Annotated in this window: 21 protein-coding genes; 16 read left to right on the top strand and 5 right to left on the bottom strand. The window is 71.8% G+C overall.

All coding sequences use genetic code 11. From position 1 onward, the window contains the following. Positions 1-153: 153 nt before the first annotated feature. From KBX46_RS19755 to KBX46_RS19710, 10 genes are all read left to right on the top strand, one after another. A complete protein-coding gene (locus KBX46_RS19755) occupies positions 154-594 on the top strand; it encodes a hypothetical protein (RefSeq protein ID WP_141910812.1) in 441 nt (146 codons plus the stop codon). A 10-nt stretch (positions 595-604) separates the two neighbouring features. Then, positions 605-2077 carry a hypothetical protein gene (locus KBX46_RS19750; RefSeq protein WP_210793572.1) on the top strand — a complete coding sequence of 491 codons (1473 nt, stop codon included), beginning with the start codon at positions 605-607 and terminating at the stop codon, positions 2075-2077. 10 nt (positions 2078-2087) lie between these two features. Further along, positions 2088-3494, top strand: coding sequence for a type VII secretion-associated serine protease mycosin (gene mycP, locus KBX46_RS19745; RefSeq protein WP_210793571.1), 1407 nt, complete (start codon positions 2088-2090; stop codon positions 3492-3494). Positions 3495-3643: 149 nt separating this feature from the next. Further along, positions 3644-4456 carry a TIGR03936 family radical SAM-associated protein gene (locus KBX46_RS19740; RefSeq protein WP_141910809.1) on the top strand — a complete coding sequence of 271 codons (813 nt, stop codon included), beginning with the start codon at positions 3644-3646 and terminating at the stop codon, positions 4454-4456. A gap of 131 nt (positions 4457-4587) precedes the next feature. Next, on the top strand, positions 4588-7695 hold the full coding sequence (locus tag KBX46_RS19735; protein WP_210793570.1) for an Rne/Rng family ribonuclease: 3108 nt from the start codon (positions 4588-4590) through the stop codon (positions 7693-7695). Between the two features lie 117 nt (positions 7696-7812). After that, complete coding sequence (locus tag KBX46_RS19730) at positions 7813-8295, top strand: hypothetical protein (RefSeq protein WP_210793569.1); 483 nt, start codon at positions 7813-7815, stop codon at positions 8293-8295. Between the two features lie 166 nt (positions 8296-8461). Continuing rightward, a complete protein-coding gene (gene rplU, locus KBX46_RS19725) occupies positions 8462-8776 on the top strand; it encodes a 50S ribosomal protein L21 (RefSeq protein ID WP_007464063.1) in 315 nt (104 codons plus the stop codon). Between the two features lie 11 nt (positions 8777-8787). After that, the gene (gene rpmA / locus KBX46_RS19720) at positions 8788-9042 is read left to right on the top strand and encodes a 50S ribosomal protein L27 (protein ID WP_074313740.1); all 255 of its coding nucleotides are present in this window, start codon (positions 8788-8790) and stop codon (positions 9040-9042) included. A 93-nt stretch (positions 9043-9135) separates the two neighbouring features. Beyond that, entirely contained in the window at positions 9136-10608 is a 1473-nt protein-coding gene (obgE, locus tag KBX46_RS19715) for a GTPase ObgE (RefSeq protein ID WP_088949732.1), read from the top strand. Positions 10609-10678: 70 nt separating this feature from the next. Then, complete coding sequence (locus KBX46_RS19710) at positions 10679-11128, top strand: GNAT family N-acetyltransferase (protein WP_088951956.1); 450 nt, start codon at positions 10679-10681, stop codon at positions 11126-11128. Between the two features lie 16 nt (positions 11129-11144). Here KBX46_RS19710 and KBX46_RS19705 read toward each other — a convergent pair whose 3' ends face one another. Continuing rightward, positions 11145-11804 (bottom strand): DUF6766 family protein, encoded by a 660-nt coding sequence (locus KBX46_RS19705; protein WP_141910805.1) that lies wholly within the window; start codon positions 11802-11804, stop codon positions 11145-11147. Positions 11805-11870: 66 nt separating this feature from the next. Further along, complete coding sequence (locus tag KBX46_RS19700; RefSeq protein ID WP_088949730.1) at positions 11871-12362, bottom strand: DUF4383 domain-containing protein; 492 nt, start codon at positions 12360-12362, stop codon at positions 11871-11873. 231 nt (positions 12363-12593) lie between these two features. Here KBX46_RS19700 and KBX46_RS19695 point away from each other — a divergent pair, with 231 nt between their 5' ends. The 3 genes from KBX46_RS19695 to KBX46_RS19685 are packed head-to-tail and all read left to right on the top strand — an operon-like array spanning position 12594 to position 14561. Beyond that, a complete protein-coding gene (locus tag KBX46_RS19695; RefSeq protein ID WP_210793568.1) occupies positions 12594-13415 on the top strand; it encodes a hypothetical protein in 822 nt (273 codons plus the stop codon). Positions 13416-13446: 31 nt separating this feature from the next. Next, positions 13447-13914 (top strand): phage holin family protein, encoded by a 468-nt coding sequence (locus KBX46_RS19690; protein WP_210793567.1) that lies wholly within the window; start codon positions 13447-13449, stop codon positions 13912-13914. Further along, a complete protein-coding gene (locus KBX46_RS19685; protein ID WP_210793566.1) occupies positions 13911-14561 on the top strand; it encodes a DUF3618 domain-containing protein in 651 nt (216 codons plus the stop codon). Before KBX46_RS19690 ends, KBX46_RS19685 begins: the two co-directional genes overlap by 4 nt. A 67-nt stretch (positions 14562-14628) precedes the next feature. Here KBX46_RS19685 and KBX46_RS19680 read toward each other — a convergent pair whose 3' ends face one another. After that, a complete protein-coding gene (locus tag KBX46_RS19680; RefSeq protein ID WP_210793565.1) occupies positions 14629-15675 on the bottom strand; it encodes a glycosyltransferase family 2 protein in 1047 nt (348 codons plus the stop codon). Between the two features lie 159 nt (positions 15676-15834). Here KBX46_RS19680 and KBX46_RS19675 point away from each other — a divergent pair, with 159 nt between their 5' ends. Continuing rightward, complete coding sequence (locus KBX46_RS19675) at positions 15835-16473, top strand: cyclase (protein WP_210793564.1); 639 nt, start codon at positions 15835-15837, stop codon at positions 16471-16473. Further along, entirely contained in the window at positions 16470-17639 is a 1170-nt protein-coding gene (locus KBX46_RS19670; protein WP_088949725.1) for a zinc-dependent alcohol dehydrogenase, read from the top strand. The genes KBX46_RS19675 and KBX46_RS19670 overlap by 4 nt, the downstream gene beginning before the upstream one ends. Positions 17640-17708: 69 nt before the next feature. Here the strand turns inward: KBX46_RS19670 and KBX46_RS19665 are convergent, their stop codons facing one another. Further along, on the bottom strand, positions 17709-18956 hold the full coding sequence (locus tag KBX46_RS19665; RefSeq protein WP_210793563.1) for a cytochrome P450: 1248 nt from the start codon (positions 18954-18956) through the stop codon (positions 17709-17711). Between the two features lie 160 nt (positions 18957-19116). On the opposite strand from KBX46_RS19665, the gene KBX46_RS19660 reads away from it, so the two are divergent. Further along, a complete protein-coding gene (locus tag KBX46_RS19660) occupies positions 19117-19518 on the top strand; it encodes a hypothetical protein (protein WP_210793562.1) in 402 nt (133 codons plus the stop codon). A gap of 57 nt (positions 19519-19575) precedes the next feature. Here KBX46_RS19660 and KBX46_RS19655 read toward each other — a convergent pair whose 3' ends face one another. Next, positions 19576-19794, bottom strand: a complete 219-nt coding sequence (locus KBX46_RS19655; RefSeq protein ID WP_030336536.1) for a DUF397 domain-containing protein — start codon at positions 19792-19794, stop codon at positions 19576-19578. Positions 19795-19851 lie beyond the last annotated feature (57 nt).

The raw sequence follows: 19851 nt of genomic DNA, 5'->3' as shown, positions 1-19851 counted from the left end.
TGTTGGTCGGGCTTCCTGACGCCCCCCGCACACGACATCGACAACTGTCGGTTCGTTCGGACGGCGGCCAGGGCTGCCCCGACGTGGTCAGACTTCGATACGCTGCGTCTGACATGGACCGACCCCGAGGGTCGGAAACGGGGGAGGAACCGCATGGGGAGCTTGCCGCCGCCGAACACCGGCGATCTGCACGTCAGCGTCGAGGACCTGGACGCCGCGGCCGCGTACGTCGAACGGCTGAAGCAGTATGTCGAGGACACTCTCAGCTACGAGATGGAGCGCATCAAGGAGCGGATGAAGGGCGACAGCAACAACGCCCAGGCCGTTCCGAACGGCACGCCCTTCGGCGCGTTCGAGGACGCCCGCCTGCAGTGGCGGACGCTCGAGACCTCCACGGCCAACATGGAGGCGCACCTCAAGACGCTCTCCCAGAAGCTCGCCGCGCTGAAGCAGGGCACAGAGGACATCGCCAAGGCGTTCCGTGACGCCGAGGCGCGCAACGGCGCCAACGGCAAGGAGATCGAGCGGCTGCTGGAGTCGGCGGCTCCGCCGCCCCCTGCCGGCGGCACGCCCACCTACCCGTACACGGCCTGAGGGGGACGGCATGGCTGGAGGAACCTGGGAGCGGTGCGTCCGCGAGGTGACGCTCTCCGCGGACCCGGAAACGGTCGGCTCGGTCGGGATGGGGTGGAGCAACCTCTCCGCCGGTCTGGGCCATCTGCGGGACGCGCTCGTCGGTCGGTCGTTCGTCGGCCCGATCGCGACGGGTCAGGAGCGCCCGCACGTGGGTGGTCTGCCCGGCATGCTCGCCGGCTGGAAGGGCAGCGGCGGTGACGCGTATCGCGAGCACCTCGGCAAGATCGGCAAGCAGATCGAGGATCTGATCACCGACGCGAGCAACGTCAGCGGCGCGTTGACGCGGATCGAGGGCGACATCCGCAAGGTGGTGGCCACGATCCCGATCCCGTTGGGGGACGACTTCGGGTGGAACGAGTGGAGCCTGCCCAACGGCACCGAGCTCGATGACGCCCGCGACGGCGAGAGCTCGTCGGGCTTCCTCGCCGCGCTGCGCGCGGACTACCAGAGCAACCCCGCGTCGTACGCCGACGGGGCGTTCCGCGACAAGGCCGACGACCTCGAAGCGACAATGAAGGTCGACGGCCAGGCCGGTGACCAGAAGCGGGGCGGCTTCTGGGACACCAAGGCCCATCTGGACAACTGGTACCGGGACAATCAGCAGGCGGCGAACACGGCGATGTCACCGCTGCCCCCGGCCGTGTACACCGAGCGTCCAAAGCTGGTGGTCGGCGATCCAGCACGCCATGCGGACGACTATCGACCCGACGATCGGGTGCCCCCGAAGGGGCTGCCTGAGACCGGCGGCATTGGTGGCGGCGGCGGTGGCGGTGGTGGTGGCGGTGGCCCGTCCATCGGCAGCAGGCCGCCCGGCATCAGCGACATCAACGGGGGCCCCACGTCCGCGGTGGCCCCGTTCAACCCGACGACGTCCGGTGGCCCCGGTGGCGGCCCCTCGTTCGAAGGCCCCGGCCCATTCGCGCCGCCGACCACCGGTTCCGGCTATCCGGACGGCGACGGCGGCTACAGCACCGGCCTGGCCGGTGCCGCGCCCACCACCATCGGTGGCGTGGGTGGTGGCCTCGGCAGCGCCGGGGTCGGCAGCGCCGGTCTCGGTGGAGCCGGCGGTGGTTTCGGTGGCGGCGTCGGCGCGGGCGGCGGGCTCGGGTCCGGCGGTGGTCTGGGTGCCGCCAGCGGGATCGGTGTCGGCGGTATCCCCGGCATGGTGGGTGGCGGCAACGGAAAGATTCCGCCGGTGACGAGCGCGGCCAACGCCCTGCGTGCCGCCGCTGGCGCGGGTGCCGGTGGCGCCGGCATGCCGGGTGGCGCGCGTGGCGGCACCGGGATGGGCGGCGCCGGGATGATGGGCGGCGGCATGATGGGCGGCGCCGGCGGTGCAGGGCACGGCGGTGGCACCGGCTCCGAACACTCGTCGTGGTTGACTGAGGATGACGATCCGTGGGGCCCTGGTGACGGGGCGTCCCCGGGCGTCCTTCGATGAGGACGGACGGATGAGGGTGAATGCTGCAGCGTTCCGGTCGGTGACTGCCTGCCTGCTGGCGGGTCTCCTGGTGGTGGGGGCCGCCCAACCGGCGGCCGCCGCGCCTCGGCGGGCCGAGCAGTGGTATTTGGATGAGCTCCGGATCGCGCAGGCGCACAAGCTGTCCACCGGGCAGGGCGTGATCGTGGCAGTGGTGGACAGCGGCGTCGACGCGAATCACCCGGATCTCAAGGGCCAGGTGCTCGCCGGTGGCCGCAGCGACGGCGGCAGCGGAGATGGACGAGTCGACGCGCAGGGGCACGGCACGCACATGGCCGGCATCATCGCGGCGACGAACGCCAGCCCCGACGGCGTGGACGGCATCGCCCCCGGCGCGAAGATCCTGCCCATCAGACTGGACGACTCTGCGGAGGATGACGCGCCGTACGACGAAGTGCTGGTCAGCCGCGGCATCAGGATGGCCGCCGACGGTGGCGCCAAGGTCATCAACGTGTCACTGAGCAAGCCGTCGGCCGTCACCCCCGAAGAGGTCAGCGCCATCCATTACGCCCTGGAGCGCGACGCCGTCGTGGTGGTCGCCGCCGGCAACATCGCCAAGGGCAGCGTCAAGGTCGATGCTCCCGCCAACGTCCCCGGTGTGATCGCCGTGACCGGGACGACCCGCGGTGGCAGGTTCTGGTCCGGCTCGGTCCAGGGCCCCGAGGCGGTGGTCGCCGCACCTGGCGATGACATCTACAACGCCGGCCGCAACAAGGGCTACGGCTGGGGTGACGGCACCTCCGACTCCACGGCGATCGTCTCCGGTCTGGCCGCGTTGATCCGATCGAAGTACCCGAACCTCGACGCCGCCAACGTGATCAACCGGATCATCCGGACCTCCCGGGACGCCGGCCCCGCCGGCCGGGATCCGCAGTACGGGTTCGGCCTGATCGACCCGGTGACCGCGCTGAGCGCGAGCGTGCCGCCGGTCAGCGCCAATCCGCTGCTCGACCCGGCCGCCGCGGCCAACCCGGCACCCACTCGGACAGCGGACGCGGCCGAGGAGTTCGACGTCACCCAGCACGGCGACCGCGGTGGCCCCACCGACCAGCAGGTCATGGTGGTCGTCATCGGCATCGCCGTGGTGCTGGTGCTGCTGCTGGGGTTGGCGGTGTTCCTGATCTGGAATCGACGTCGGTACCGCCGTGAGGCGGCCCTGGCGGCCGACCTGCCGGACGACCTGCTGGACCAGGTGGCCACCGACGGGTACGCCCCACCGGGTGCTGGTTACGCCCCGCCGCCCGGTTACCCCGCACCCCCGGGCTACGCCCCACCGTCCGGGTACGCCCCACCGTCCGGGTACACGCCGCAGCCGCCGGGCTACGGCCCGCCCGGCGGGGGCCCGTCGGCTCCACCGGGGCGCGACAACCGGTCCTGATCGCCAATGGCCGGCCGGGTGACCTACGCGTCACCGGCCGGCCATCGGCGTCTTCGGCGAGTGATCATGGCCGTGTCGACCGTTTCCACCCGGTTCGTCGGGGCGAGGCGACAGCCCCGGCTGCGTACCGTCACGGACACTGCGCCAGGATGGGTGCACACGCAGGTACCCCCGAGGAGCCCACGATCGCCAAGAAGCCTCAACCCGAGGGCGGCCAGGCACCGGTCGTCCAGCGCGTCCGCATCCGATACGCCAAGCGCGGCCCGCTGCGGTTCACCTCGCACCGGGACTTCGCCCGCGCCTTCGAACGCGCGCTGCGCCGGGCCGCCGTGCCGATCGCCTTCTCCCAGGGTTTCCACCCGCACCCGAAGATCTCCTACGCCAGCGCCGCCCCCACCGGGGTGGCGAGCGAGGCGGAATACCTGGAGATCGCCCTCCAGTCGGAGGTCGACCCGGAGGCGTTGCGCGCCGCGTTGGACGCCGCGCTCTCACCGGGGCTGGACGTCCTGGACGCCGTGATCGCCGAGGGAGGCAGTCTCCCGGACCGGATCGAGGCGTCGCGCTGGTACATCGAGATGCCCGAGGTCGACCCGGCGGTGCTGCGCGCGGCGGTGGACGCCTTCGTCGCGGCCGACGAGGTGCTGGTGGAGCGGATGACCAAGCAGGGCCGACGCACGTTCGACGCCCGTGCTGCCGTGATATCCATCGATGTCCCGGCGTCGGCACCGACGCCTTCCGGGGCGCCGGCCGTACCGTGTGCGATACTCGAACTGGTCGTGCGGCAGGTCACCCCGTCCGTACGGCCCGATGACGTCCTTTCCGGCCTCCGCGTGGTGGCCGACCTGGAGCCGCCGGTTTCGCCGAGGGTGACCCGGCTGGCTCAGGGCACGTTGACCGCGCAGGGTGCGATCGTGGATCCGTTGGATGCGGACCGCGACGGGGCAGCCATCGTTGGGCACTGACCGACGGTCGGTGTTCTGGCAGGCAGACTTCGGCGGTCGCGCACCACGCGCGCCCGGCGGAAACACTTTTGCGGCGACCCTGCGTGGCAGCGCTCACCCGCGCCCGGGCTAGCCAGAACTGGAGAACGTCCATGCTCGAGAACGAGCCCGAGGGCGGCGAACGGACCGGTTCACAGCCGGCCGGTGAAACCGCCGACGAGAGCACCACGACCGACGGCGCCGCCGTCGCGACCCCTACCACGGCCGTCGGCTCGGCCTCGGTCGAACCGGCAGGCGCGGAGACGGCTGAGCCCGCCGCGCCGGTACGGCGTGCGAGGGCGACCCGTCGTCGGGCCGCCCCGCTCAATCAGCCGGAGCAGACCGACGCGCCGATCGAGGCGTCCACGGGTGGGTCCGGCAGCGTCGAGTCGCCGCAGGCGGAGGTCTTCGCCCCGGTCTCCGGTGACCAGGACGTCGCACCGAAGACCCCCCGGCGCCGCCGCAAGGCCACCCCCGTCGAGACCACCGCCGAGGAGCCGTTGGTCGCCGCCTCCGCGGAGGCGGCCTCGGCCGAGGTGGTCCCGCCGGTCAAGGTGACCCGGACCAGGCGCAAGAAGGCCACCCCGGCTGCCGTCGAGGAGCCGCCCGCCACCGAGCAGCCGGCCGCCGTCGAAGAGCAGCCCTCGATCGAGGAGCCGGTCGTCGCCGAGGAACCGGTTGTCGACGAGGAGCCGGCGGAGTCCGACCTGCGCGAGGCCGAGGCCGAGCTGAACGACACCGACACCCTCCCGAGGGCGAGCGCCGCCAAGCTGGCCTGGACCAGTGGCGCGCAGGAGCGCTCGGGCGAGGTGCCGCCGGGTGTGGCCGTCCCCGCTGTGGCCGATGAGCCCATCGAGCCGGCCGAGGTCGAGCCGGAGCAGCCGCGTACCCGTCGTCGGAGGGCCGCCCTCTCGGCGCCCACAGTGCTGTTCATGGCACCCCAGCCGGACGCTGTGCCGGTGACCCGGCCGGTGGAGCCGGCCCCGGTCGCCGAGGAGCCGGCTGTGGAGGAGGCCGCCGAGCCGTCCCGCCGCCGCCGGCGTGGTCGCCGCGACATCGAGCCGGTCGAGCCGGTCGAGGCGATCGAGGCCGAGGAAGAGCCGGTCGACGAGGCCGACGAGGCCGCCGAGACGGATGAGGACGACGAGGACAGCGCCGCCGCGCGCCGTCGGCGTCGGCGTGGTCGCCGGGGCCGGGGCCGCGGCAAGGGCGGGGCCGACGACGCCGAGGACGAGGAGTCCGAGGAGGCGGCGCAGGCCGACGAGGAAGAGACCGCAGAGGTCGAGGCCGAGAGCGACGAGGACGAGGAGACCGAGGGCGGCGATGGCCTGACCCGTCGTCGCCGGCGTCGTCGTCGCCGTGGTGCGGGCGACACGGAGGGCGCCGCGGACGACGGTGTGCCGACCGTGGTCAAGATCCGCGAGCCGCGCCGGACCGTCGACGAGGTGCAGGGCGTCTCCGGCTCGACCCGCCTGGAGGCCAAGCGTCAGCGCCGCCGCGACGGCCGGGAGCAGCGGCGTACCCGACCGCCGATCCTCAGCGAGTCGGAGTTCCTGGCGCGCCGGGAGGCCGTCGATCGCGTGATGGCGGTCCGCCAGCGCGGCGACCGTACCCAGATCGCCGTCCTGGAGGACGGCGTGCTGGTCGAGCACTACGTCACCCGTAACTCCTCCGGCACCATGGCCGGCAACGTGTACCTGGGCAAGGTGCAGAACGTGCTGCCGAGCATGGAGGCGGCGTTCGTCGACGTCGGCCGGGGCCGCAACGCGGTGCTGTACGCCGGCGAGGTCAACTGGGACGTGTCCGGCCTGGAAGGGCGGGCCCGCTCGATCGAGCAGGCGCTGCGCTCCGGCGACTCGGTGCTGGTCCAGGTCACCAAGGACCCGATCGGGCACAAGGGCGCTCGGCTGACCAGCCACATCGCGCTCTCCGGCCGGCACCTGGTCTACGTGCCCAACGGCAACGCGTCCGGGATCAGCCGCAAGCTGCCGGACAACGAGCGCAAGCGGCTGCGCGACGTGCTCAAGAAGCTCGTTCCGGACGGCGCGGGCGTCATCGTCCGCACCGCCGCCGAGGGCGCCACCGAGGACGAACTGGCCCGTGACGTCAAGCGGCTCCAGGCGCAGTGGGAGGACATCCAGGCCAAGGCCGCCGAGGGTGGTGCCCCGGCGCTGCTCTACGGGGAGCCGGACCTGGTCATCCGCGTGGTCCGTGACCTGTTCAACGAGGACTTCCGCGAGCTGGTGATCGAGGGCGAGCAGTCGTACGACATCGTCGAGTCGTACCTGTCGCACGTCTCTCCGGACCTGGTGGACCGGGTGCGCCGGCACGTCGGGACGAGCGACGTCTTCGCCGAGTACCGGATCGACGAGCAGATCATCAAGGGCCTGGACCGCAAGGTCTTCCTGCCCTCCGGTGGCTCGCTGGTGATCGACCGCACCGAGGCGATGACTGTCGTCGACGTCAACACCGGTAAGTACACCGGCTCCGGGGGCAACCTGGAGGAGACCGTCACCCGCAACAACCTGGAGGCGGCGGAGGAGATCGTCCGCCAGCTCCGGTTGCGCGACATCGGCGGCATCGTGGTGATCGACTTCATCGACATGGTGTTGGAGTCGAACCGTGAGCTGGTGCTGCGCCGACTCACCGAGTGCCTGGGCCGGGACCGGACCAAGCACCAGGTCACCGAGATCACCTCGCTCGGTCTGGTGCAGATGACCCGTAAGCGGATCGGCGCGGGCCTGCTGGAGGCGTTCAGCGAGACCTGCGAGTGCTGCAAGGGCCGGGGCGTCATCATGCACACCGAGCCGGTGCCGGAGAAGCCGCGCCCTGCCGGCGCGGGGGAGAAGGTCAAGGCGGTCGCCTCGGCGGTGGCCGCCCCCGCCCCGGCCGCCGAGCAGGCCACCACCTCGTCCCGCCGCCGGGCGCGCAAGAACGCCCCGGCCGAGCGGGCCGTCGTGGAGGTCGTCGACACCGACACCAGCGCCGAACCGGACGCCGACTACCAGGACACCATGGGCTACGACCTGTCCCGCTACGAGTCGGACACCGCCGCCGCGCCGGCGATCTCCGACAGCCAGCAGGGGGAGTCGGCTCGGTTGGCGGCGGCGGACGACCCGGACGCGCTCGCCGACGGTGACGGCGACGAGGACGCCACCGAGGGTGGCGCCGGCCGACGCCGTTCACGTCGGGGTGGCGCCCGCCGGCGGACGCGCCCCTGACCGCCTGACCGGCCAAGTGTTTGACGAGGTCCCTTCCCCGGCAATGTGCCGGGGGAGGGACCTCGCCGTTGCGGCCACCCCGGTCCAGGATCGGTCGTCCCGGGTCAGGAGAAGAAGATGCGTCGTCTGTTCGCCGTCACCGCGTTGGTAACCGTGCTGGCTGGCTGCTCCGCCGACCGGCCGGGGAGCGTCGGGCCAGGTCCGACCGTCGTGACCACCGGTGGCTCGGCCTCCGGGCCGAGCGGTGTTCCGGCCAGTGGTGCTGCGGCGGGCGGCGGCACGAAGGTCTGCGTCGCCGCCCAGCAGGCCAGCACGAACGCCGTACGGACGTACGTGGCGGAGCTGGGCCGGATGGTCGCGGCGGTGGGCGCCGGGGACAGCAGCACGGCCGAGGCCGCCCGTGGGCGGGCCGAGGCGGCACTGGACGGCTGGCGCACCGAGCTGCGGGAGCAGTCGGAGCAGGCCACCGATCCGCAGCTCAAGACTCTGCTCACGGACCTCGGCACCGAGGTGGCCGCGCTCAGCGTCGACGTCGAGTCGATCGACGAGACTGAGTTGGACCGGCTCCAGCAGCGTCTCGACCAGCTCTGCGCGCGCTGACCAGGGCGGGCCGGTTTGGGGTCGGGGCCGGCAATGGCGTACTCTTGCCTGCGGCCCACCTTTGGTGTGCCGAGTTCCCGTGTGCCCGCGCCGCCGTGCACTGCTACCCGGCGAGCCGCTGCGGGGACGACCGCCAGCAGCCTCAACGACAGGGAGTCCGCCTCCGATGTACGCGATCGTCAAGACCGGCGGCAAGCAGTACAAGGTCGCCGAGGGCGACGTGATCGAGGTCGAGAAGCTCACCGGTGCCCCCGGTGACGCGGTGAAGCTCACCGCGGTGCTCCTCGTCGACGGTGACGACCTGGTGACCGACGCGGCGAAGCTTGCCGAGGTCGCGGTGTCCGGCGAAATCGCCGCGCACACCAAGGGCCCGAAGATCCGGATCCACAAGTTCAAGAACAAGACCGGCTACCACAAGCGCCAGGGTCACCGCCAGCCGTTGACCCAGGTCAAGGTGACCGGCATCTCCAGCGGGAAGTAGGTCGTCCTCCAATGGCTCACAAAAAGGGTGCGTCCAGCTCGCGTAACGGTCGTGACTCCGCGGCCCAGCGACTCGGCGTGAAGCGCTTCGGTGGTCAGGTTGTCAGCGCCGGTGAGATCCTCATCCGGCAGCGTGGCACCAAGTTCCACCCCGGTGACCTGGTCGGCCGTGGCGGCGACGACACGCTGTTCGCGCTGTCGGCCGGTGCGGTCCTGTTCGGCACCAAGCGCGGTCGCAAGACCGTCAGCATCGTTCCGCAGCAGTAGTTCTCGAGCCAAGCGGGCCGCGGACCTACGGGTCCCGGCCCGTTTGGCTTTTTTCGAAGTGCGGGGTTGGACCTCGCTGGAAGGATTGACGCCGTGGCAACGTTCGTTGACCGGGTCGTTCTGCATCTGCAGGCCGGCGATGGCGGGCACGGTTGTGCCTCGATCCACCGCGAGAAGTTCAAGCCCTTCGGCGGGCCGGACGGCGGCAACGGCGGGCACGGCGGCAGCGTGTCGCTGGTGGTCGACCCGCAGGTGACCACGCTGCTCGACTTCCACTTCCACCCGCACGTCAAGGCCGACAACGGCAAGGGCGGCGCCGGGTCGAACCGGGACGGGGCCAACGGTCACAACCTGGTGCTCAAGGTGCCCAACGGCACCGTGGTGCAGACCACCGACGGCACCGTGCTGGCCGACATGGTCGGCGCCGGCACCACCTTCGAGGTGGCCCGCGGTGGGCGCGGCGGGCGGGGCAACGCCTCGCTGGCCAACGCCAAGCGCAAGGCTCCGGGCTTCGCCGAGCTGGGCGAGCCCGGCGACCAGCTGGACATCGTGCTGGAGCTCAAGAGCGTCGCCGACGTGGGCCTGGTGGGTTTCCCGTCGGCCGGCAAGTCGTCGCTGATCTCGGTGATCTCCGCGGCCAAGCCGAAGATCGCCGACTACCCGTTCACCACCCTGGTGCCCAACCTCGGTGTGGTCCGGATGGACAACCACACCTTCACCGTCGCTGACGTCCCGGGTCTGATCCCGGGTGCGGCGACCGGCAAGGGTCTGGGCCTGGAGTTCCTGCGGCACATCGAGCGCTGCGCGGTGCTGGTGCACGTCATCGACTCGGCGACCCTGGAGCCCGGGCGTGACCCGGTCGCCGACATCGACGCCATCGAGGCGGAGCTGAGCCAGTACGGCGGGCTCACCGACCGCCCGCGACTCGTGGCCGTGAACAAGGTCGACGTGCCGGACGGCCGGGACCTCGCCGAGATCGTGCGCCCCGACCTGGAGGAGCGCGGCTACCGGGTGTTCGAGGTGTCCGCGGCCACCCGGGAGGGGCTCAAGGAGCTGACCTACGCGATGGCCGACCTGGTCGAGGCCGAGCGCAAGGCCGCACCGCCCGCCGAGCCGACCCGGATCGTGATCCGTCCGATGGCCGTGGACGACGACGGCTTCACCATCACCGCCGAGGCGGACGGCTCCTTCACCGTGCGCGGTGTCCGGCCCGAGCGCTGGGTCAAGCAGACCAACTTCGACAACGACGAGGCGGTCGGCTACCTGGCCGACCGGCTGGCCCGGCTCGGGGTGGAGGACAAGCTGGCCAAGGCCGGCGCGCAGCCCGGTGACCTGGTCCGGATCGGCGCGCGCGAGTTCGACTGGCAGCCGACGCTGTTCGCCGGCGTGGACTTCGTACCCGGTAACCGGGGCACCGACGTCCGCCTGGAGGAGAAGTCGAACCGGGCCTCGGCGGCGGACCGGCTCGCCGCCCGTAAGGCCCGCCGGGTGCGGTCGGCCGACGAGGTGGGCGCGGACGCGTCCGACGACCTCGACGACATCGACGACGAGGACGACGCCGAGTAGTTCGTTGCGCTCTGTGATCGGGTTGATTTCCGGAAACCTCCGCGAAATCCACCCGTTCTAGCGTGGGGTGATGCTGATCGAGTCCCGGCCTGTCACCGATCCGGAGATCGCCGCCCTCGTCGTCGCGCAGCAGCGTGAGCTGCGCGAGGCCGACGGTGGGTTGGACGGGCAGGTCTTCATGCCGCACGACGACGTCCGCTACCTGGCCGTGGTGGTCAACGATCGGGCGGTCGCCTGCGGAGGGCTCCAGTCGCTCGACGCCGAGACCGGCGAGATCAAGCGGATGTACGTGCGGCCCGCGTACCGAGGGCGGGGCATCGCCCGCCAGTTGGTGGCCGCGCTGGAGGAGTGCGCGTTCCGACAGGGGCACTCGGTGGTCTGCCTGGAGACCGGCACCTACCTGCCGACGGCGATCGCGCTGTACACCTCGTGTGGCTACGAGCAGATCCCGGTCTACGGCGAGTACGTGAGCAACCCGTACAGCGTCTGTTTCGCCAAGCGGCTGCCGGTCGCGGCCTGAGGCGTCGCGTCGCCGGTCAGGCGCCGGTGCTGGCGTGCTCGACGGTCACCGGCTTCGACTCGGGTGAGGCGTGCTGGCGCAGGACGATGCTCAGCAGGATCAGCGCACCGACCGCGAGGAACTCGCTCTGCCAGTTCTGCATCGACTGGAACCAGAAGTCGCTGGTGCCGAGGAACTCCCACACCCCGATCGGCGGTGCGCCGCTCTGTAGCGCCTGCTCCTGGTTGTACGCGGCCGTGCCACCGAACAGGTGACCGACGAACGAACCGGCGAAGATCAGCAGCAGCGCGAGCGAGAGGCTGTTGCGGTAGATCACCAGCGGCAGACCGCCGACACGCACCGGCCAGGGCGACTGCGGGGTGGCCCGGCGCTCGTCGTCCTCCGGCCGGTCGGTCTGGTCCACCGGCTTCGACTCGGCCGACCCCCGCTGCACCAGGTGTGCGGTGAGCAGCACGTACCCGCCCATCTGGAGGAACTCCGACTCCCAGTTCTCGAAGACCGACTCGATGAAGTGCCCGCTGGTCAGGTACGCCGGCCAGCTCAGCGGCGCGGCACCGAACTCGGTCAGCTCCTCATTGTGGGTCTGCCAGCCGAAGACGCTCTGCAACACGAGGAAGACCAGGAAGGCCCCCAGCATGGCGACGGCCAGGCCGTTGTTGCGTAGCCAACGAGGCATGACGTACCTCCTTCGGCGGTCGATTACCCCTGCCGGTGTGGCGGCGAAACCACCAAAAGCTCCAGGTCAGTGCCGTTCGGCGGGATTGTCGAGGCGCCCGCCGGTGCCCGCCTGGTTCGACAGCAGCAGCCCGAGCGCGAGCATCCCGAAGCCGAGCGCGAGGTGCAGCCAGTTGTCGGCGTCGTTCACCGGCAGGATGTTCGCCCCGCCCTCCGGGTTGACCGCCTCGATCCCCAGGCCGTACAGCCAGAGGGCGAGGTAGATCGCGCCGCCGGCGGCCAGGAACACGCGGGCGCCGGCGATGCTGCGGGCCATCACCAGGCCGACCAGCCCGAAGAGCAGGTGCACCGCGTTGTGCAGGATCGACACCTGGAACAGCCCCAGCAGCCGGGCGTCCGAGTGGTGTCCGGCGAATCTCAGCTCGCCGTAGTCGGTGGTGATGCCGGGGATGAAGCCGAGCACGCCGATCAGCAGGAAGACCCCGGCGACGGCCAACGCGGCCAGCTGGACCCGGGGTCGAGGGCCGGCCCGTCGGCCACCTCGCGCGTCTCGTGCCATCGCTGCCCCCTCCATGGATCTGCCAGCACTCGCGAACCTCACTGTCCGCAGCGGCGACGTGACGCAGCCCGACGATCCTCCATTTTGAAGTTGGAGCGGCCGGTCCCGCAGAGAAATGCACGAAGAGGTATGGAAGCCAAAACGCAGGGTAGGTCAATGGTCAGCGGCTGCGGCAACGCGGCCGCATCCCCCCAGCACAACCGCGACGACTTTCTGAGCGGAAGGGAAATCATGTCTTACGATCTTTCACCTACGTCTTCCACGTACGGGCAGGAGTCGACGAACGGCGGTGGCGTTCGCGACCAGGCGCGCCAGGTCGGTTCCGAGGCCGCGCAGGCTGGCGGCGCGGTCGCCCAGACCGCCAAGGAGCAGGGCACCGAGGTTGGCCGCGAGGCGGCCCGGCAGGCCCGCAACCTGTACGGCGAGGCTCGCACCCAGCTCGCCAGCCAGACCGGTGAGCAGCAGCGCCGGGCCGCCGGTGGGCTGCGTTCGCTGGCCGACGAGATGCGCTCGATGGCCGAGCAGGGTGGCCAGGCCGGCCCGGTGACCGAGATTGCCCGCCAAGCCGCCGACCGGGTGCACGGCGTCGCCGGCTGGCTCGAGGAGCGCGAGCCCGGCGACCTGATCACCGAGGTACGCGACTACGCGCGGCGCAACCCGGGCACCTTCCTGGTCGGCGCGGCGGTTCTCGGAGTGTTGGCCGGCCGGCTGACCCGCAGCATCTCCTCCGCTGGCGACGACTCCGGCAACGGATCCTCGGCCTACCGGGGCGCCGGTGCGTACGACCCGGAGCAGACCGCCGTGATCCCGACGCCGCCGCCGGCACCCCGCGCGGCGCCGGACGCCACCCCGGCGGGCGGTTACCTCGACCCGACCCCCGGCACGTACACCGAGCCGACCCCCGGCGGTTACACCGACCCGACCCCCGGCGGTTACACCGCGCCGGCTCCCGGTGGCTACACCGAGCCGACCGGCACCGGGCAGCCGCTGCCGCCCGTGACCCAGACCGACCCGCTGCCGGGCGTGCCGTCCAGCGGCAGCCCGCGCCCGTGAGCCGCCGAGTCATCCGAAGGGAGGCGACGGCATGAGCATGCCGACGCAGGGGTCCGGGCTGGACTCCGGATACCACCCCGACGCGGGTGCCCCGCACACCGCCGCGGAGGTGAAGGGCAGCTCGCTGGGTGACCTGATGCGTCAGGTCACCACCGACCTGTCGACGCTGATGCGTCAGGAGGTCGAGCTGGCCAAGGCCGAGATCCGCCAGGAGGGCAAGAAGGCCGGCAAGACCGCCGGGCTCTTCGGCGGTGCCGGCTTCGGCGGCTACATGGTGGCGCTCTTCGTGTCCATCGCCGTGTGGCAGTTCCTTGACAACGTCATGGACTCCGGTCTGGCCGCGCTGATCGTGGCCGTGATCTGGGCCGCGGTCGCCGCCGTCCTCTACTCCAAGGCGAAGCAGAACGCCCAGCACGTGCGCGGGCTCAAGCAGACCAACGACAGCGTGCAGCGGATCCCCGACGCGCTCAAGCCGCACCCGGAGGGAGTCACCCGATGAGCACCGATCCCGATCAGATCCGCCGCGAGATCGAAGCCACCCGTAACAGCCTCAGCTCCGACGTGGACGCGCTGGCGTACAAGGTCAGCCCGAGCCGCATCGTCGACGACCGCAAGCAGCGGGCCCGTTCCGCTATGCAGAATGTGAGGGACAAGGTCATGGGAACCGCGTCTGACCTCGGCCACGGCACCGGCCAGGCCGCCCACTCGGTGGGTGACCGCGCCTCGTCGGCGGCCTCCAGCGTCAGCGACGCCGCGCACTCGGCGGCGACCAGTGTCAGCGACGCCGCCCACAGCGCTCCGCGGGTGATCCGGCAGAAGTCCCAGGGCAACCCTCTCGCCGCCGGTCTGATCGCGTTCGGGGTCGGCTGGCTGGCCTCGTCGCTGATCCCGGCCTCCCGCCGTGAGCAGCAGGCCGCCACCCAGCTCAAGGAGCGGGTCAGCGAGCACAGCGGTGCGGTGACCGAGAAGCTTGGCACTGTGGCCAGCGAGCTCAAGGAAGAGCTGCGCGAGCCGGCCCAGCAGGCCGCCCAGTCGGTGAAGTCCACCGCCCAGGACGCCGTGCACGCGGTCAAGGACGACACGAAGTCGGCCGCGTACGACGTCAAGGACCAGGCCCAGCAGGCCCGGCACCAGGTCAACTCCTGACCCCACCGTAATCCCGACAGCTCGCGGCCACCTCGGTGACCGCGAGCTGTCGCGTTGTGGGGTCCGGTCAGTGGTGGCGGCGTCGCAGGGCGCGGGTCCGGTGGGCGGCCCGGCGGATTCGGGTGTCGCCGTAGCGGACACCGCCGAACAGGAACCGCTGGCCGACCGCGAGCCAGCCGCACACGCCGCGCTCCAGCAGCCAGACCGGAGCTGCCAGCGCCGTTGCCGCAGGGAAGACCCCGGTGCCGCCGGCGCGACGGCGACCCACCTCGGCGAGGGCCACGGTGCCGGCCGCCGCGCCGAGCACCAGCGCGGGCCGCCGGGCCGCGACGGCCGCGGCCAGCGCCGGCAGGACCGCGAGCGAGGTCAGCAGGCGCGCCGGCTGGGCCAGATCGTCGTACGCCTGACGGACCCGTTGCCCGCGGAAGTGCGCGGCGTCCGGAGGCAGCCGGCGTACGTAGAGCCAGGCCGGCGCCGCCTCGGTGCCGTCGTTCGCGCGCAGGGTGCGGATCAGCTCCAGGTTCTCGAAGAGCACGTCCGGGTCGTAGCCGCCCATGGCGAGGAAGGTGCTGCGACGCACCGCGAGGGTCCCCGGGTAGTCAGCGCCGAGCGCCCTGTTGAGCAGCGTCCGGCCGGTGTCCCACCAGGCGTGCCAGGGCAGCGGGTCGAAGTAGTTCTGCGGCCGCACCAGGTCGACCCGGTCCAGCAGCCGGTGCACGGCGGTCAGACCGGCCTCGTCGTACCGGACGTCGTCGTCGGCGATCACCACGTGCTCGTGGCCTGCCGCGCGCACGCCGGTGCGTACGCCGAGCACCTTGCCGTTGAGCCCGCGAGTGGTGGCGTCGGGCGGGAGGTGCCGGACCAGCCCCCGCCAGGCGTCGGCGTGCCGTGCGAACAGGTCCGGGGCGGAGCCGTCGACCACGATCACGTCGACCCGGTCGGCCAGCCACCGCAGGTAACCGGTCAGCTCGGCCAGGCCGGTGTCGGCGTGCCAGCGCAGCGGCAGCACGTACGTCATCGGCAGTCGGACCGGCGCCGTGCCGGCGCGGTCGTCTTCGACGCCCCACCCGCGCGCGGCGGGCCGGGCGTCACCAGCTGGGCTGAACAGGGACATCGACGGGCCTCCTCGGCAGGACAGCGGTGAACCGGTGGCTGAGCAGCACCTGCCCGCATTCCCGCCGATCAAACGGACGTGTTGTTTCGACCGCCCGACGCCGGGTAGCGCTGCCGGAAAGAGCTGTCCATCCCCGGACGTCCGGGTGGAGGAGACGAGATGACCAACAACGGAACGAGATGGGCGGTGCTCGGCGTCACCGCGGTCACGGCGGCCGGTGTGGGGCGGGCGGTGGCTCGCCGTCGGCACCGGCATCAGCCGGAGCGGCAGGACGGCTGGTACGTCGTGCGTCGCGGGGTGACCGTGGACCGGCCCCGGGACGAGGTGATCGGCTTCTGGACCGACCGGGAACGGCTGGACCGCGCGCTGGCCGGGTGGGCCACCCTGGAGCAGCTCGACGACCGGCGCTGGCGGTGCGTGGCTCGCGACCGGGCCGGCGGCGACACCGAGTGGCGGGCGGAGATCACCGTCGACGGGCCCGGCACGCTGCGGTGGCGGGTCGAGGACGGGCCGGTGCCGCAGGAGGGGCGGATCGAGCTGGCCGACGCGCCCCAGGGCCGGGGCACCGAGATCCGCGCCGAGCTGCGGTACCGCTCGGGCCCGGTGCGCCGGGTGTTGGGCCTGATCGGTGGGGACGACCCCGATCTGGCGCTGCGGGACGCCCTGCGGCGGGTGAAGTCGCTGATCGAGTGTGGCCAGGTGATGGACACCCGCGACGACCCGTCCGGCCGGAGCCCGAGGCAGGAGAAGGCGACCGACAAGGTCCGGGAGAAGCTGATGACGGGAGGCCGGGCGTGAGGGCACTGTGTTGGGAAGGCGTCGGCAAGCTGGCGGTGCGGGACGTGCCGGAGCCCAGAATCCGCGCCGAGGGGGACATCATCGTCCGCGTCCGGGCCAGCAGTGTCTGCGGCTCCGACCTGCACCTGATCAACGGGTACCTGCCGGCGATGCGGGAGGGCGACATCCTCGGCCACGAGTTCATGGGCGAGGTGGTGGAGACCGGGCCCGGCGTACGACAGCACAAGGTCGGTGACCGCGTGGTGGTCGGGTCGGTGGTCGCCTGTGGTGGCTGCTGGTACTGCCGCACCGAGCAGTACTCGCTCTGCGACAACTCCAACCCCCAGCCGGTGTTCACCGAGAAGCTGTGGGGGCACTCACCGGCCGGCATTCTCGGCTACTCGCACGCCGCTGGCGGCTACTCGGGGTCGCACGCCGAATACATCCGGGTGCCGTTCGGTGACGTTGGTGCGTTCGGTGTGCCCGACGGGGTGCCGGACGACTCGGTGGTGTTCGCCTCCGACGCGATGCCCACCGGGTGGATGGCGGCGGACTTCTGTGGGCTCACCGGTGGCGAGGTGGTCGCCGTCTGGGGCGCCGGCGGCGTCGGGCAGATGGCGGCCCGGTCGGCGCAACTCCTCGGCGCCGAGCGGGTCATCATGATCGACCGGTTCCCGGATCGGCTCGCCACGGCGGCCGAGCGGGTCGGCGTCGAGACGATCAACTACGCGGAGACGGACGTGCTGGAGGCGCTACGGGAGCTGACCGCCGGCCGTGGGCCGGACGCCTGCATCGAGGCCGTCGGCATGGAGTCACACGACGTCGGACCGACCTACGCGTACGACCGGACGAAGCAGGCGGCTCGGTTGCAGACCGACCGGCCGACCTCCGTACGCCAGGCGATCATGGCCTGCCGTAAGGGTGGCACGGTGAGCATCGTCGGGGTGTACGCCGGTCTGGTGGACAAGTTCCCGCTCGGCGCGGCCATGAACAAGGCCCTGGTGCTGCGGATGGGGCAGATGCACGCGCAGCGCTACATCCCGATGCTGCTCGACCGGCTCGCGGCCGGCGAGATCGACCCCGGCTACCTGGCCACCCACCCGATCTCCCTGGAAGAGGGCGCACACGGCTACGAGCTGTTCGAGAAGAAGCAGGACGGCTGTCTCCGCAGCGTGCTGCACCCCTGACCCACTGGGATGCCGCCTCGCCGGTCCCCCCGAACGACCGGCGAGGCGGAGGTCAGGCGGTGCTGAGCGTCAGGCGGTGCGTCGGATGTTGGTGAGGGTCAGGCCGAGGGGCGGCAGCGCCGGCATCCGGTGCAGGTCCAGGGCCAGGTCCTGGACGGGCACGTCGTAGCGCATGGTGCTGGTCAGGTTGGTGACCGCCCGCTTCATCAGGTCGATGGTGATCCACTCGCCCGCGCAACGGTGCCCGGCCCAGTGGTCACCGCCGCCCTGCGGGATCAGCTCGAACGGGTCCACGCGTCGGTTGGCGAACCGCTCCGGCCGGAACAGCTCCGGTTCCGGCCAGAGGGCCGGGTGGTGGTTGGTGCCGTACAGGTCGAGCAGGACCCGTCGCCCCTGGGGAAAATGGTGGCCCTGCCAGTCGAAGGAACGCCGGACCCGGGCTGCCGCCATCGGGAAGAACGGGTAGTAGCGGCGTACTTCCTGGACGAAGTTCTCGGTGGCTTCACCGTCGCCGCGGACCCGTTCCCGCCAGCCCGGATGGTCGTGCAGGGCGAGCGCGGCGAACGCGATGTACTGGTCCACGGCGACCACCGGCCGCAGCACGTTGAGCAGTTCCACAGCCGCGACCCGGCGGGGGAGCAGCCGGCCCTGCCGGTCGCGGTGTTCGGCGATCACGGCCAGGGCGCTGCCGGGCGGCGCCGGAAAGAGACCGATCCGGGTCCGCTCGATGAGGTCGCCGAGCCAGCGTTCGGTGCGACGACGGGCGAGCCGTCCCCGCCAGTGCCGGGGGCCGACCGCCGCCGGAGCCTCGATCATCGAGTGCAGCTCGACGGCGCGTCGTTCGACCTGGGACGTGGGCAGCGGCACCCCCGCCCAGGCGCAGACCACCCGGGTCAGCAACCGGCCGAGCTCGTCGTAGAGCGGCAGCGGCCCGGCGGCCTCCCAGGCGGGGATCCGCGCCTGCCACTCGTCGTCGAAGAGTTGGCCGAGCTGCCGGATGGCGTTCGGCGTCATGATCGACATGAACATGGCCTTGCGGTCGGCGTGCTCCGGCCCGTCCAGCCCCTGCACACCACGCCGACCGGTGAGGGTCCGCTGCGCCCGCAGCGGCATGGCGGTCGCGCGCTGGAACCGGTCGTTGTCGTAGAACAGCACCGCCGCCGGCCGGCCGCGCAGGCAGATGGTCGGGGCGAGCAGGATCCGGGTCTGGAAGACGTCGCTGCCGTACCGCTCGCAGCGTTCGCCGATGAACCGGTAGCCGGCGCGGAGCAACGCGAGGGTGCTGTCCGGGCTGCGGTCGGCCGGCATGGTGGCCATCGGGTCTCCTCACGCGCGGGTGTGGCCGGGTCGCCACCGGCCGGCTGCGTCTACCCCCGTCACGGCCGCTGAATCCCCGCGCCGACGGCACGCCGGCTGGCCCCTCCCAGGGGCAGCGGAACCTGGTTTGCTGCTGGTGGGGCAACCACGGGGAGGGCGGATGCGCGACAACACATCACCGCACTGGCGGCAGCGACGAACTGTCGGGGCACTGGGCGGAGGCCGCGACGCGCGGCCACTCATCGGGCCGCCCCGACGGCCCACCCGGCCACACCGCTTCTTCACCGTGCACCTGGGCTTCACCGCCCCCAGCGTGGTCGAGGCACGCGAGCTGGCCGTGACGTACGCGGAGGCGCTCAACCTGCTCCGCCCGGAGGTGGCGCTCGGGGCGGCGGCCCTGTCACCGGCCGATGCCTGGCAGCGGGCCGAGCGGCTGTTCTGCGGTGCGCTCGGCCCGGACGGCGAGCGCTGCGTCGACGTGGCCGATCACCCCGGCTTCCACCACGCCCCGGGCCCCGGCGGTCTCGGCTGGGGCGACGGCGACGGCCCCGCCCGTGACTGACCGCCAACCCGGGGCCGCCGGTCCCGGGTCGACGGCCCCGCCCGCCGGCGGGCACGATCAGTCCAGGTCAAACTCGCCGTCCTGCGCGCCGGCCACGAACGCGTCCCACTCGGCCTGCGTGAAGACCAGCACCGGCCCGTCCGGCTCGGCCGAGTTGCGCATCCCGATCAGATCGTCGACGAAGGCGACCTCTACGGCGCTGTCGGAGGTGTCCCCTTCGGCCCGCTGCCAGACCGCCCGAGAGAGGTCGAAGTCGCCCTTGGGGTGCTGCGCCATTGTTCTTTCCTCCAGTGCCGAGGGTCGTGTGGTGACCGGGTGCCGATCCCCATCGGG

The sequence above is a fragment of the Micromonospora sp. C81 genome (assembly GCF_018070425.1).
GTDB classification, from domain to species: domain Bacteria; phylum Actinomycetota; class Actinomycetes; order Mycobacteriales; family Micromonosporaceae; genus Micromonospora; species Micromonospora zamorensis.
Note: the sequence above shows the minus strand (reverse complement) of the source record. Positions and strands in the feature narration are given on the sequence as shown.

What these genes read in the sequence shown, in the direction of transcription:
- KBX46_RS19755 (WP_141910812.1), top strand. Translation starts at nt 154, where the DNA reads ATGGGGAGCTTGCCGCCGCCGAACACCGGCGATCTGCACGTCAGCGTC.
- KBX46_RS19750 (WP_210793572.1), top strand. Translation starts at nt 605, where the DNA reads ATGGCTGGAGGAACCTGGGAGCGGTGCGTCCGCGAGGTGACGCTCTCC.
- mycP (WP_210793571.1), top strand. Translation starts at nt 2,088, where the DNA reads ATGAGGGTGAATGCTGCAGCGTTCCGGTCGGTGACTGCCTGCCTGCTG.
- KBX46_RS19740 (WP_141910809.1), top strand. Translation starts at nt 3,644, where the DNA reads ATGGGTGCACACGCAGGTACCCCCGAGGAGCCCACGATCGCCAAGAAG.
- KBX46_RS19735 (WP_210793570.1), top strand. Translation starts at nt 4,588, where the DNA reads ATGCTCGAGAACGAGCCCGAGGGCGGCGAACGGACCGGTTCACAGCCG.
- KBX46_RS19730 (WP_210793569.1), top strand. Translation starts at nt 7,813, where the DNA reads ATGCGTCGTCTGTTCGCCGTCACCGCGTTGGTAACCGTGCTGGCTGGC.
- rplU (WP_007464063.1), top strand. Translation starts at nt 8,462, where the DNA reads ATGTACGCGATCGTCAAGACCGGCGGCAAGCAGTACAAGGTCGCCGAG.
- rpmA (WP_074313740.1), top strand. Translation starts at nt 8,788, where the DNA reads ATGGCTCACAAAAAGGGTGCGTCCAGCTCGCGTAACGGTCGTGACTCC.
- KBX46_RS19710 (WP_088951956.1), top strand. Translation starts at nt 10,679, where the DNA reads ATGCTGATCGAGTCCCGGCCTGTCACCGATCCGGAGATCGCCGCCCTC.
- KBX46_RS19705 (WP_141910805.1), bottom strand. Translation starts at nt 11,804, where the DNA reads ATGCCTCGTTGGCTACGCAACAACGGCCTGGCCGTCGCCATGCTGGGG.
- KBX46_RS19700 (WP_088949730.1), bottom strand. Translation starts at nt 12,362, where the DNA reads ATGGCACGAGACGCGCGAGGTGGCCGACGGGCCGGCCCTCGACCCCGG.
- KBX46_RS19695 (WP_210793568.1), top strand. Translation starts at nt 12,594, where the DNA reads ATGTCTTACGATCTTTCACCTACGTCTTCCACGTACGGGCAGGAGTCG.
- KBX46_RS19690 (WP_210793567.1), top strand. Translation starts at nt 13,447, where the DNA reads ATGAGCATGCCGACGCAGGGGTCCGGGCTGGACTCCGGATACCACCCC.
- KBX46_RS19685 (WP_210793566.1), top strand. Translation starts at nt 13,911, where the DNA reads ATGAGCACCGATCCCGATCAGATCCGCCGCGAGATCGAAGCCACCCGT.
- KBX46_RS19680 (WP_210793565.1), bottom strand. Translation starts at nt 15,675, where the DNA reads ATGTCCCTGTTCAGCCCAGCTGGTGACGCCCGGCCCGCCGCGCGCGGG.
- KBX46_RS19675 (WP_210793564.1), top strand. Translation starts at nt 15,835, where the DNA reads ATGACCAACAACGGAACGAGATGGGCGGTGCTCGGCGTCACCGCGGTC.
- KBX46_RS19665 (WP_210793563.1), bottom strand. Translation starts at nt 18,956, where the DNA reads ATGGCCACCATGCCGGCCGACCGCAGCCCGGACAGCACCCTCGCGTTG.
- KBX46_RS19660 (WP_210793562.1), top strand. Translation starts at nt 19,117, where the DNA reads ATGCGCGACAACACATCACCGCACTGGCGGCAGCGACGAACTGTCGGG.
- KBX46_RS19655 (WP_030336536.1), bottom strand. Translation starts at nt 19,794, where the DNA reads ATGGCGCAGCACCCCAAGGGCGACTTCGACCTCTCTCGGGCGGTCTGG.